Source organism: Streptomyces sp. NPDC056347, assembly GCF_042262625.1.
Classification (GTDB): Bacteria; Actinomycetota; Actinomycetes; order Streptomycetales; family Streptomycetaceae; genus Streptomyces.
The window spans coordinates 1-12,198 of the sequence record NZ_JBHJQP010000220.1 but is presented as its reverse complement, the minus strand read 5'-3'; the positions used below and the strand labels follow the sequence as shown (position 1 = coordinate 12,198).

General features: G+C 70.9%; 11 protein-coding genes and 2 pseudogenes. 3 read left to right on the top strand and 10 right to left on the bottom strand.

Going from position 1 to position 12,198, the window contains the following annotated elements:
• Window positions 1–2: 2 nt before the first annotated feature.
• The 5 genes from ACFCV8_RS32660 to ACFCV8_RS32640 form a co-directional block, all read right to left on the bottom strand.
• Window positions 3–491 carry an NUDIX hydrolase gene (locus ACFCV8_RS32660; RefSeq protein WP_376689118.1) on the bottom strand — a complete coding sequence of 163 codons (489 nt, stop codon included), beginning with the start codon at window positions 489–491 and terminating at the stop codon, window positions 3–5.
• Window positions 488–889 carry a hypothetical protein gene (locus ACFCV8_RS32655; protein WP_376689117.1) on the bottom strand — a complete coding sequence of 134 codons (402 nt, stop codon included), beginning with the start codon at window positions 887–889 and terminating at the stop codon, window positions 488–490. Before ACFCV8_RS32655 ends, ACFCV8_RS32660 begins: the two co-directional genes overlap by 4 nt.
• 205 nt (window positions 890–1,094) lie before the next feature.
• Window positions 1,095–1,514, bottom strand: a complete 420-nt coding sequence (locus ACFCV8_RS32650; protein WP_376689116.1) for a septal ring lytic transglycosylase RlpA family protein — start codon at window positions 1,512–1,514, stop codon at window positions 1,095–1,097.
• Window positions 1,515–1,558: 44 nt separating this feature from the next.
• Window positions 1,559–2,398 carry a glycoside hydrolase family protein gene (locus ACFCV8_RS32645; RefSeq protein WP_376689115.1) on the bottom strand — a complete coding sequence of 280 codons (840 nt, stop codon included), beginning with the start codon at window positions 2,396–2,398 and terminating at the stop codon, window positions 1,559–1,561.
• A 17-nt stretch (window positions 2,399–2,415) separates the two neighbouring features.
• Window positions 2,416–3,219: a thaumatin family protein gene (locus ACFCV8_RS32640; protein ID WP_376689114.1), complete on the bottom strand. Its 804-nt coding sequence runs from the start codon at window positions 3,217–3,219 to the stop codon at window positions 2,416–2,418.
• A 1,038-nt stretch (window positions 3,220–4,257) separates the two neighbouring features.
• Between ACFCV8_RS32640 and ACFCV8_RS32635 the strand changes: the two genes are divergently transcribed.
• Window positions 4,258–5,286 carry a carbamoyltransferase N-terminal domain-containing protein gene (locus ACFCV8_RS32635; protein WP_376689113.1) on the top strand — a complete coding sequence of 343 codons (1,029 nt, stop codon included), beginning with the start codon at window positions 4,258–4,260 and terminating at the stop codon, window positions 5,284–5,286.
• 168 nt (window positions 5,287–5,454) lie between these two features.
• A complete protein-coding gene (locus ACFCV8_RS32630; protein ID WP_376689112.1) occupies window positions 5,455–5,973 on the top strand; it encodes a carbamoyltransferase C-terminal domain-containing protein in 519 nt (172 codons plus the stop codon).
• 534 nt (window positions 5,974–6,507) lie between these two features.
• Here the strand turns inward: ACFCV8_RS32630 and ACFCV8_RS32625 are convergent.
• Window positions 6,508–7,599 carry a glutamate--cysteine ligase gene (locus tag ACFCV8_RS32625; protein WP_376689111.1) on the bottom strand — a complete coding sequence of 364 codons (1,092 nt, stop codon included), beginning with the start codon at window positions 7,597–7,599 and terminating at the stop codon, window positions 6,508–6,510.
• Window positions 7,600–8,462: 863 nt separating this feature from the next.
• On the opposite strand from ACFCV8_RS32625, the gene ACFCV8_RS32620 reads away from it, so the two are divergent.
• Window positions 8,463–8,789: a plasmid stabilization protein gene (locus ACFCV8_RS32620; protein ID WP_376689110.1), complete on the top strand. Its 327-nt coding sequence runs from the start codon at window positions 8,463–8,465 to the stop codon at window positions 8,787–8,789.
• Between the two features lie 58 nt (window positions 8,790–8,847).
• Here the strand turns inward: ACFCV8_RS32620 and ACFCV8_RS32615 are convergent.
• The 4 genes and pseudogenes from ACFCV8_RS32615 to ACFCV8_RS32600 form a co-directional block, all read right to left on the bottom strand.
• Window positions 8,848–9,401 (bottom strand): annotated as a pseudogene (locus tag ACFCV8_RS32615) (DJ-1/PfpI/YhbO family deglycase/protease).
• A gap of 73 nt (window positions 9,402–9,474) precedes the next feature.
• Window positions 9,475–10,955 (bottom strand): annotated as a pseudogene (locus ACFCV8_RS32610) (aminotransferase class I/II-fold pyridoxal phosphate-dependent enzyme).
• A gap of 123 nt (window positions 10,956–11,078) precedes the next feature.
• On the bottom strand, window positions 11,079–11,234 hold the full coding sequence (locus ACFCV8_RS32605) for a DUF6131 family protein (RefSeq protein ID WP_376689109.1): 156 nt from the start codon (window positions 11,232–11,234) through the stop codon (window positions 11,079–11,081).
• A 446-nt stretch (window positions 11,235–11,680) separates the two neighbouring features.
• Window positions 11,681–12,079, bottom strand: a complete 399-nt coding sequence (locus ACFCV8_RS32600; RefSeq protein WP_376689108.1) for a hypothetical protein — start codon at window positions 12,077–12,079, stop codon at window positions 11,681–11,683.
• Window positions 12,080–12,198 lie beyond the last annotated feature (119 nt).

Below are 12,198 nucleotides of genomic sequence, written 5' to 3'. Positions count from 1 at the left end.
GCTCAGGCCGGGTCCGGGCAGCCGCGCACGACGCGGGCGATCAGATCGTGGATCAGGAAGCCGCCGGGCGGGCAGTTCTCCTTCAGCCGCTCCAGGCCGCCGGGCCCGAACCAGTCGAAGCCGGAGTGCTTGGACCACTCCAGGGCCGGCCGGCCGAGGTCGCCGTCGACCTCGACCAGGTAGTCGGCCTCGTGCCGGAGCCCTCTGCCGTCGTCCCCGGTCCAGGTGGTGACGCCGAGGAACCGCCGTACGTGGCGCAGGCGCCAGCCGGTCTCCTCCTCGATCTCCCGGGCGAGGGCGTCCAGCAGCCCCTCACCCGCCTCGACATGGCCGCCGACGATGTCCCAGGTGTCCGGGAAGAGCGCGCGGTGCGGGCTGCGCCGCTGGGCGAAGGCGGCACCGTTCCGGTCGAGGACGACGGCGCCCACGGTCCAGGTCTCCCCCGGCCCGGTTACCGGGACCTCGACGCCCTCGTGCACGGTGAAGGTCACTGCCCCGGGTCTCCTTCCACCGGCGCGAGCCCGTCCGAGTGGGGTGCGAGCACGGCCGCCCGCGCCTCGGGGTGCTCGCGGAACCATGCGGCGAGCGGGAGCGGTCCGCCGGCCGGGGTGTACAGGCGCAGGGAGTGCTCGGCGTCCTCGGGCCGGCCGCGGCCCGTGACCCGGTGGCCGCCCGCCGCCCGGGCGAGGCCGAGGTGCGGTCCGTTCGCCGTCCGCCCACCGAGGATGTCGTCCCGGGGCACCTCGACGGTGCCGTACGTGTTCGACCGCACCACGGTCGGGGTGAGCTCGACCGCGGGCTTCCGGGGCCTGCGTACGAAGCGCGCGCCGAACGCCCCGGCAAGGCGCCACAACCCGCCGGGACGGGGCTGCGGGATGACGGGAAGCATGCCCGGCACCCTACGGCGCACCCGTCCGCACCGCACCACGAGGGGGCCGGCCCACCGCCGCCGTACCACTTGGCGACCGACGAACCATTGTGCCCGGGGCCGTGTTGGGGCACGTCCCGGGACAACCGGCGGCCGGCGGACTTCCAGGGCACGGTGCCGGTGTGGCCGTTCCTGCCCGGCCACCCCGGCACCTTGAGGCCGGCCTCTACGGAAGCACTTCCTGCGTCACCTCGATGTGGCCCTGGTCCGGGTCGATGACGCCGCCGAGGCGCTGGAAGGCGCCATCGGTGAGGTCGAGGCACTTGGGTTCCTGCGGGGTCTGGGCAAAGGTGCCGCGGTCGTTGACACGGACGACGAGGGACGCGCCGTTCGCGTTGTTGGTGACCTTCACCAGGGTGTTGAAGGGAAGTTGCGGATCGCGGGAGAGGGAAGTCGCCGCGGTGTCCGCGTTGTTGTCGAAGATCTCGCCGCTGGCGGTGTAGGAGCCGGGCGGGATGGGGCCGTAGTGCGTCGCCCAGCAGGTGTCGGCGAGCGGTACGGCGGAGCTGGGCGGCGCCACCACGACCACCGCCGCAAGGGCAGTGAGGCCGACGGCCGACCGGGCGAGAAGGAGTGAGCGGATCATGGTCGCTTCCTTTCCGGAGCGGGAATGCGGGGCAGGGCTGCGGCTCAACCCGCCGCGCGGTAGGCGGCACCCACCTGCGTGGCGGTCGTGCCGTCGTACAGTCCGGTGCCGTCGCCGCGGCTGGTGGAGAGCGTGAACCAGGCGTACCGCTCGACGAACGGCAGGCCCTGGAGCATGGCCGTCGACTGCTGCACGAAGGCCGCCTGCTGCTCCTGCGTCGGGTACCGCGGCGTGCCGGACGAGAAATCGATGAGGGCGTACTCGGTGAGCCAGAGCGGTTTGCGGTGGCGGTCGTAGGTGGCCTGGAGGTAGCCGCGCAACTGGCTGGTGGCATTGGCGGCGTCGAAATCGGCGCCGTACCAGTGGACGGGCAGGAAATCGACCTTGAGGCCGCGGCCGGCGGCGCCCCGGAGGAACTGGTCGAGCCAGCCGTCGGCGGTGTCCGCGCCGGTGGCCACCGCGGGCGCGCCGAGCCGGAGGCCCGTCGACTGCAACCGGGGCCACAGATCGAGTGCTTGCTGCACGGTCATGGCCGCCTGCCCCGGATGGTCGGGCTCGTTGAAGCCGAGCAGGGTCGCGCCCTGCTGCTTGGCCTGGTCCAGCTCGGCGTCGGTCGCCGAGCCCGGCCCCCAGATCATCGGGACGAACTCGACGCCATTGGGCGCGGCGATCCCCGACCTGCCCGAGGACCAGGCGTAGAACCAGCCGGCCCCGGAATCGGCGAGGTCCTGGGCGACGCCGTCGAAATTCCAGGCGCTTACGCCCTTCTTCTTCACGTCGGCGGCCTCCGAAGCCGCGGTCCGTTCCGCGGCCAGGGCGCGGCCGGTGGTCGAGAGCGCGAGCGGGGCCGCCAGTGCGGCGGTGAGGACACTTCTTCTGCGCATGGTGCGTTCCCGTCCGTTCAGGCGCCGCGGTGGAATTCGACCGTGAAGCCGCTGCACCGGCCGCACTGCTGCATGACTTGGTTGCCCGGCTCCTGGTCCTGCTTCGACCAGCCGTACGCCTTGGGGCAGTTGGTGGCGATCATGTCGCTGTAGGGGGTCTTGGCGTCGCGGTCCGGGCTGGTGCACAACTTCGGCGTGCCGTCGCCCCACCGCGTCAGGTTGTCGGCGGGACACTTCGGCAGCAGGTCCTCGGGGCAGCCCACCTCGCCGCAGCCGCCACCGGAGCCGGACACCTCGGTGGGCGTGATCGTGATCGGCACGGAGAAGGCGTTGACGTAGCTCACGTCGTACCAGGGCGCCAGGCCGTCACCGCGGTCGAAGTTGAACTCGGCCAGGCTGACCGGCTGTTCACCGGTATTCGGCGCACAGTGGTCGGCGAAGGGGCCGCAGTCGCCCAGCTCGCAGTGGAAATCGCCGCCGGACGCGCCGCCGCAGCCCATACGGGCGAAGAACTTGCCGCGCCAGTAGCCGGGGTCCGCGTCCTCCGGGACGGCAACCGTCGCCGACTGCCCGGGCTCCAGGACCGGCAACGATCCGAAGTTCTTGGAACCGTCGGCGTTGACGGTGCTGCCGACCCAGATCTTCTTGCCGGTGCTGTTGACGAACGTCACCGTGTGGGTGGTCACGGCGACCGCGGCCGGGGCGGCTTTGTCGAGCACCGTACCCGTGGCCTGCTTCGCCTGGGACCGGGCGCCCGTGGGCGATGGGACCAGCATCAGCAGCGCGGCGACCACGGCGATCGTGGCCGCCAGAATACTCAAGACCTTGCGCAAAGCTCCTCCGTCGAATGTGCGGTGGGGGATGGGGAGTCGGGGCTGAGCCGGTCACACCGGTGCGTTCGGCGAGCGTCGGCAGGACATGCGGTGCCCGGAGCGCGTCACGACGGGCGTCGGGTCAGGATCCGGGCCGTCTTCGGGCCGGCACCCCACCGCTCGCCCCGATGCCGTGGTCGCCGAAGGCGGCGGGCTTCCTCCAGGTCTCGCAAGACGGCGCCTGGCCTGCTCCTCCGTCCAGCAGGTGCCCCCGTACGGGCCTCGCCCCGTTCGTCGGCCCCGACTCGGACGAGCAGGACGAAAAGAAGTGCTTCACGACTGGCTCCCGGCCGACGAGGAGCCGGGCCCGTACTGTCTTCGAACGATCCGGATGCCGGAAGGCCGGCCTCCTGGAACCGGCGGCCCCGGAAACCATCGGCAGCGCATTGCCGGCCCCCGTCGGTCCGTCGGACATACGCCTCCTCGCACGCACAGGCCAATCGCGAAGCCGCCGGGGCCAAGGGGCCGGCACTCGATCACACCGTTCCCGACGCGCCCGGAACAGATCCTGCACGCTCCACACCCCGCGGAAACAGCCACAGCAGGGGCGCACATGAATTCGGCTGCCCGAGTCCCACTCGGACCGCTTCCGCACCGCCCGGGCCTCCGAGGCTCGGGCCGCACATCCCGCTGTACGTTTTCGGACAGCACCGCTGCGAGGCGTTCGGCCCGGCACCGGCGAGAAGCCGCCTGCCGTGCCCGACGGGCGCCGCCGTCCACCGGCGCCGGGGAGACGTCGGCCCTAGGAGCCGTCGCGGCCATCGCACGGCTCGGCCCGCCCCCCGTACGGGCACGCCATCACGAGCAGCACCGGAGCGACACTCGGACACATACCCAGGCGGGATATAACTTGTCGGGCCATTCGGTCGATCCGTGACTGGACACACCGGACGTGACGGCGCCGCCGGAGCCCGTTCCCGGACAGAAGGCGGTAGTTGTTCGGAGCACGCGATGCATGCCGAGCGGGCGAAAGGAAGTGACGAGACGTTGTTGATCTGCGGAGTCAAGGCCACGCACGACGGCGGGGTCGCCGTCCTCGACGATGACCTGCTTCTGTTCAGCACCGAGGTGGAGAAACTCGGCAACGGGCACCGGTACAGCTACCTGGGCGACCTGTCGCGGGTCACGGAGATCCTGGCCGCCGAGGGCCTGGACGTCCGCGACATCGACCAATTCGTCGTGGACGGCTGGTGGGAGGACGACGGAGCCGAACACGCCCTGGTCCGTACCCGCCGGCGCGGTCGGCCGGTGACGCTTCCCGTGGCGCCCTACCAGGACCGGCCCGGCGACCGGGACCCGCTCCGGCGCTACACCTTCACCGGCCACGACTTCACGTCCCGGGCGCCCGGCTACGCGAGCTACCACCATGTCAGCAACCACCTCTTCGGCGCCTACTGCACCAGCCCGTTCGCGGCCGACGGCCAGGACGCGTTCGCCCTGGTGTGGGACGGAGCGACCGTTCCACGCCTCTACCACGTCGACGCGACCAGGCGCAGAGCGGCACTCACCGCGGAACTGCTGCCGTTCACCGGCAACAGCTTCGCCGACTTCAGCGTGCAGTTCGGCCCTTTCCGTCCAGCCGACGCGGCGCGGACGGAGGAGGAAGACACCCGGCACCATCTGTCGGTCGCCGGCAAAGCGATGGCCTACGCCGCCCTGGGCCGGGTCGAGAAGTCCGCCTATCCGGTCTTCGACGACGTCATCTCGGCCTTCTCCGGCGCGTCACCCGGCAACGCGGAGATCTTCGGGAAGAAGATCGCCGCGAACCGCGACGAACTTTTTCCCGGGCTGTCGGACGCGGACCTCATCGCCACGTTCCAGGCATACCTCGGCGACCTTCTGCTGCACCGGCTCTCCGCCGCGCTGCGACGGGGGCTGCCGGGCCGCAGACATGCCACCGGCGGGGGCCGCTCCGGCTCCCGCACGCGACCGAACCTGGTGATCGGGGGCGGATGCGCGCTGAACATCAAGTGGAACAGCGTGCTCAGGGCCAGTGGCCGGTTCGACGACATCTAGATCGCACCGTTCCCCAGCGACTCGGGCGCGGCGATCGGCACCGCCGCCTGCGAGATGATCCGGGCGAGCGACCGCACAGCCCTCACGTGGGACGTCTACAGCGGGCCCCGGATCGCGGTGGGCAGCCTTCCCCGGGGCTGGCGAAGAAGCCCCTGCGACGAAAGGCAGGTGGCGCAGCTGCTGCACACCGAGGGGGAGCCGGTCGTCGTACTGTCCGGCCGGGCCGAGCTCGGGCCCCGCGCTCTGGGAAACCGCAGCATCCTCGCCCCGGCCACCGATCCGGCCATGAAGGACCGGCTCAACCGGCTCAAGAACCGGGCCGGATACCGCCCGGTGGCGCCGGTCTGCCTCACCCCTCACGCGTCGAAGGTGTTCGCCCCCGGCACCCGCGACCCGTACATGCTCTTCGAGCACCGTCTGCGGCCCGGCTGGGCCGACCGCATTCCCGCCGTCGTCCACCTGGACGGCACCGCGCGGCTGCAGACCATCGACCCGTCCCAGGACACCGCCACCGCACGCATCCTGAGCGCCTACGAAGAACTCAGCGGCATTCCGGTCCTGTGCAACACCAGCGCCAACCACAACGGAAGGGGCTTCTTCCCCGACGTGGCGTCCGCAGCCGAGTGGGGCGGAACCCGTTGCATCTGGTCGGAGGGAATGCTGTACACGCGTACGACCAGAGCATAGATACACCTGTGCCCTCCCCGGGCGCGCATGCCGCCGCGGCCCGCCCCGGGACATACCCGGGGCGTCCGGGACGGCTCGGCCGGCCCCAACTCCGGGCCGAAGTTCCGTATCGCCTCGGGGCCGGGGCGCGGAGCGCAGCGGCTCCGGCCCCTGGGCCCACGCCCGTCGGAATGTGCGGGTCGGCGCGCACGTCCGCGCCGTTTCAGGGGGCGGACGGCAGTCCGGAGGCGGCCTGGGGCCCGGCAGTTCCCGGGAGTCCGGCACTTTGGCCGGCCCAGCAGTACGGCAAGCAGCTGTTCGCCGGGCGGTGCGGTACCCGACCGCGAAGCCGGCGGCACGGGGCCGTTCCATGCCTCCGTGTTCCGGCGGGTGCTGTAGCAGCCCGTCCGAGGTGTCGATCGGGCACGGCCGTGTCCTATCCGTCAACGACCGCCGCGAACGCACCGCGCCGGCGACCGGGCCCTCTTCGGTCCTGTTCCCGGAAGGCCCCGGTCCTCCTTCGTCCGCCGCGCCGGGTCCGGCATCGACGGGAGGTCAGCCACGTGTTCTGGTCACGCATTCGGTCACCATCGCGCCGAGGCCTCCAGTGCGGGCGAGCAGCTCGCGCTGGGTCCTCGCGCCGGTCCCCCGTTCCAGGAGCTTGTCGAGCGCCCTCTCGGCGGACGTGTGGTCGTCCGTGTCCTCCAGAGCCTCGCGGATGTGGGTGAGCAGGGCTCCGACGACGTCGGCTGCGGGCTCCGGGCGCATCGTGAGGGGGTGGAGGAGTTCTCCGTCCAGTCCTGATCGGCCGGCCTGCCAGGACGCCATGCGCAGGAGGCTCACGCCGACTTCTCCCGGTGTTTCGCCCGTGCGCCACTCGCGTGCCGCCGTCTCGACCAGGCCCCGTGTCAACGTGGCGAGGAGCACGGTATCGGCCGGGTCCAGGCAGACGTCCGCGACCCTGACCTCGACCGTGGGGTACCTGTGCGAGAGCCTGGCGTCGAAGTAGATCATCCCCGGGTCGCGCAGGACACGCGTCTCCATGAGGGCCCGGACCTGCTCGTGGTAGCGCTTCGCGGTGCCGAAGACCTCGACCGGTCCGGCCGACGGCCAGCGCCCCCACACTCTGCTGCGGTAGCTGCCGTACGTGGTGTCGCGGCCCTGCCAGAAGGGCGAGTTGGCGCTCAGCGCGAGAAGGGCCGGCAGCCATGCCCGTACGCGATCCAGGACTCCGACGCCTTCCTCGTCGGATTCCACGGAGACGTGCACGTGGCATCCGCACGTCAGCTGTTCCTGCGTCGTCTCGCCGAACCTGTCGGCCAGCCAACTGTGCCGTTCGCCGTCACCGAGCGAGGGTTTCACGGGCAGTGGAGCGGTCGCGAGGGCCACTGCGGCGGCATCGACCCGGGCCGCGCTCTCGGCGGCTTCGGCCCGCCTGCGGCGGATCTCCTCTCCGAGGGCCCGCATGTCGCTGTGCGGCTTCGTGGCGAACTCCAGCTGCTGGTGCTGAAGCTCTTCCTCGAAAGCCGAATCCCCTTCCGCCCGGCGATCCGCCACGGCCAGCACGGCCGCGGAGAGTGCTCGCGGTTCACCGCTGTGCGGGTCGACGAGCAGCAGTTCCTCCTCCACGCCGACGGTCCGCACCATCGATTCCTCCCTGTGACAAGCGTTGACGGGGACTGGCCGTGCTCACGGTTCGCCGGGGCGCCCTGCCGCCGTCACGGCTTCTCGCCCGTGGACCACGCGGCGCGTCGTACGGCCGGGCGTCGGGGAAGAGACGGGCCTTCCGGCCGGACTCCGGGAGCTTCTCGGGCGAAAGCGCCGCGGCGAGCCCGGGGAACAGGTCGTACTCCTCCTCGCGCACGTGGGAGGTGACCGCGAGCTCCGGCCTCGCGGGAGTGCCGTCGAAATCGGGACCTCCCGGACTCAGACCTTCCGGATGCCTCGGCAACCCGCTCGCCTCCGGCGTGACCGGCAAGCTCCTTACCGGCCGGTGCCCGGCCGTGCGGCAGATGGTCGCGCGCCGCCGCATACAGGTGCGTCTCCTCTGTCGCCGTGTGCCGGACGGGTTCCGCGATCGGACGGTCCGCGAGTTCCCCGCGCCGCGCTCGGCCCGCCGGCTCCAGTCCGATCTCCCGGAACAGCGCCTCCGGTTCCCGGTGATCGGCTGCGAGCCCGTCGAGCACGTCACCATCGGGCTGTGCCACAGCGCCCTCCGTCTCTTCGCCTCTCGGAAGGAGGGGCCAGGACAGACAAGCAGGTCCGTAACACGGAACCCGTGCCCCGCGCGCGGGAACACCCGTACGGTCACCTCCCCGGCGCAGTCCTCCCCCGGCACCCGCGGGAAGCGGGAAGGCAGCCGATGCCGGGCAAGCGCACCCCGGCACGGCACTCCCCGTCCGTGTGCCGCCGCTCCGCCCGTGTGGCGGGCCGCGGGATCCACGCGTCGACTGGAAGGCACCTCAGCCCTTGTGCGGCCCGCCGGCCGCACCGAGACACCGGAGACGCGCATGCCGGCCGGATCGAACAAGAAGCGTCAGCGCCAGTACGAGCACATCAAGGAGAGCGCCGAGGAACGCGGCGCCTCGGAGAAGCGCGCGAAGGAACTCGCCTCGCGCGTCGTCAACAAGGAACGCGCCCGCTCGGGCGAGGCCAGGACATCCAGCAGGACGTCCACCCGCGACCCCAGGTCCGCGTACGAACGGGGCGGCGAGCGCTCCCACAGCGGATCGCAGGGCCCCACCAAGGACCAGTTGTACGAGGAGGCCAGGCGGAAGAACATCGAGGGCCGCTCGTCCATGAACAAACAGGAGCTGCGCCGGGCCCTCGGCCATTGAGACGGAACTCCGTACGGCCATGCCGGTGCGGGCAGGCCCTTCGTTTCGGGGCCCGCCCTCACCGGGTGTCCACCGCGAGGGCCGCGTCCACTTCGCGGAGGAACGGTTCCAGGTCTCCCGGATTGCGCGAGGTGATGAGCGGCCGGCCCCGGCGGCCGTCCGTGACGACCGGCTCATCGACCCACTCCCCGCCGGCATTGCGGATGTCCGTCTTGAGCGAGGGGTAGGACGTCAGCCGCTTTCCCGCGACCACATCGGCTTCGACCAGGGCCCACGGCCCGTGGCAGATGGCCGCGACCGGCCGTCCGGACGAGGTGAACCAACGGACGATGCGTGTGGCGGCGTCCTGCCGGCGCAGCGCGCCGGCGTTCCGGGTCCCACCGGGGATCAACAACAGGTCGTACGCGGCCGGATCCACGTCGGCGAGTGCGAGTCCCGGCCGGACCGCTCGCCCCGGTTCCTCGTCGCCCACCAGTGTCCGGACCTCGTCCATGAACACGGCGGCGACCGACACTTCGGCGCCCCAACCGCTCAGGTGCTCCTGAGGACCATCAGCTCGTCCTGTTCGACGCCGTACTTCGTGACGATCGCCAGTACCTTCCGCGCGCTCACGTCGTCGGCAGTCGTACGGGATCCCTTCGGTGGTGACGTGCTGGCCGCAACGGCGGGTTGCGCGTCGCGCGTCTCAGGTCCCGTCCTCCTCCGCGCAAACGCGGACGGTGCGCAGTGCCGGGTCGGCGGGGTCGGGGACGTTCATTCCCGCCTCGATACCCGAGCGGAGGTAGTGCAGGACGGGTTCGTTCAGCCGTTCACCGGGCAGGACCGCGGGGATGCCCGGCGGGTAGGGCGTGATCATTTCGGCGGCCGTGCGGCCCGCCGCCTTCTCCAGCGGTACATCCTCGGTCTCCGAGAAGTAGGCGTCGCGCGGCAGACGCACCTGGGGCAGCCCCAGCTCGCCGGGGTCCGGGAGCTCGACGTGCCGACCCGGCGGCAGCGTTTCCGCCCGGTCGGCGAGGTCGCGCAGCGCGGTCAGCAGACGGCCGGTGGTGAGGGCGTCGTCGGCGTGGGTGAGTTGTGCGCTGATGCGGCGGTGGTCCATCAGATGGGTGTCGATCCGGTGGTTCTCACGGAGCCAGTCGGCGGCGAGGTATCCGGACGTGCCGAGTCCGGAGATGTCGATGACGACCGGCAGCGGGTCGAGATCGGATCCCGCCGCCGGCCCGCAGAAGTCCTCGCGGTCGTTGACGTGCAGCCCCTCGATGGTTTCGATCTCCTTGCGGACGGACACCGCCAGCTCCAGAGCATGTGTCAGCAACGCGTGACCGCGCAGGACCATCTGGCGCCGCCAGCCGTCGATTCCGGCGTAGAGCAGGACCGAGGGACTCGTAGTGCCGAGCAGATCCGCCCGGGATGCCAGGGTGGCCTCGTCGACCAGCTCTCCTTGAAGGTGGAAGACCGAACCCTGCTCCAGGCCGCTGCCCATCTTGTGGATGCTGGTGACACAGACGTCCGCGCCCGCGTCCATCGCCCAGGACGGCAGTGCCTCGTGGAACGGCAGATGGGCGCCCCACGCCTCATCGACGATCAGGGGCAGTGAACGGCGGTGGCACACCTCGGCGACCGCGCACAGATCCGCGGTGGTCCCGTACGGGGTGGGGCTCGTCACGAGGGCGCCACGGGCATCCGGGTGCTCGTCGAAGGCCAGCGCGAAGGAGTCGGCCGACGGCGGATGGGCGACGTGACGCCCGGTGTCCCACTGGGGTTCTATCCATACCGGTTCGATACCGGACAGGTCAGGCCGGACACCACCGACTTGTGGGCGTCCCGCCCCACGAGCAGCTTCTGCCCGTGCGCCGCCACACTGAGCATGGTGGCCTTTACCGAGAGCGAACTTCCGCAGGTGGAGAAGAAAGTGCGTTCCGCGTGCACGGCGTCGGCCATCAGCTCTTCGGCGCGTCCCAGGACGTTCCCCCGTTTCCGCCGGTCGTCCAGACCGCCGCTGGCCAGGACATCGCCGAGGAAGACTCCGTCACCGAGTACGGCGCGCACGGCGGGATCCGCTCCCCTCGCCTGTTTGTGACCGGGTGGCGAGAACCCCAACTCGTCCCTCTCGGTGTACGCGGCAAGGGCGTCCAGAACCGGCGCCCGAGTATGGTCCATCCTCATGTCGACGCCTTTCTGGGCACGTCGAACGGCGATTCCGCCGACGTGCCCAGTGCAGGTGGTCGGTTTCACGGGCAGCCACCGGTGAGGTGCCTCCCGAGTGACGACAGCTCTTCCCCGGAAGCGTTACCAGTAGTGTCTGTGCCCTGCCACGGCGTGTCCCATCCCGCCCAGGATCCACAGGACCAGGCCGATCACGGCCAGAATGATCCCGATCGTCCACAGGATGGAAATGCCCGTGACGAAACCGATGACGAGCAGAATGACTCCCAGAATGATCACAGCACGCTCCGATCTCGTGTGTGCTCCTCTTCCACTCTGTTCCCCACGGGACGCCGGGGCAACTTCCCAGGATTTCGGGCCGAATCGTCCCGTGCGACCGTAGATGCCCGGGAATGGCTCTCAAGCATCGTGGCGCTCCGACGCATCCGCCGCGGAGCGCGGAGTCGGCAAGCTGTCGGCAGGCGCAACGGTCCGTCGTCACGTCCGGTGCGAGCCGCTTGGCAGTGCATCTGCCGGTACCGGGCCGTGCCGACCGCGCCGAGATGCAGTTCCCTCAGGCCGTAGCGGCCCGGGCCCGGCCCGGAGCTTCGCCAGGAGAGCACCGAACGCCACCGCGTCGGTCCGTGACCACGGCTCGACCGCGCATCGGAAACGTACTGCTCGTCACCTGCTCCACCACCGCGCGCCTGCGGCCGGTCGAGGTCCGGCTGACGGCGCGGGCCGGTCTACTCGCAGCCGAGCGGCGCGGCGTTCGAGGGGGATACACGCGCCAGAGCCTTGCGGGCGGCGAGGTGGCCCGCGACCCTGAACGCCAGTTCGTGAGAGCCGAATGTGTCGGTACGGATACTCCGCAGCACCACTCGCGCGGAGATCACCAGGCCGTGCTCGGGCGCGCTCAGCTCCTCCTGGATGGCCGCGGCGGCAGCGGCAACGAGGTGCGAAAGGTCTTCTGCGGGCTCACACGTCGCCAGAAGCCCTTCGGGCACCTCGAAGGCAAAGCCCTCGGCCGCGGGCTCGAAATCCACTTCCATCTCCGCGAACTGCGGCCCGCAGTTCTGCCTCCGATGCAGAACGTGCACGCCACGGATCGGGCAGGGCGGGAACCGCAACTGCGCTGACGTCATGCCGGAACGGTATCCCGGACCGGGCGGGTCGCGCGGCCGGTCACCGAACTGGAAGTGGCGCGCGGCTGCTTCCCGACACGGCCTGCCGGAGGTATCCGCGCCGGCACCTGCTCCTCAGG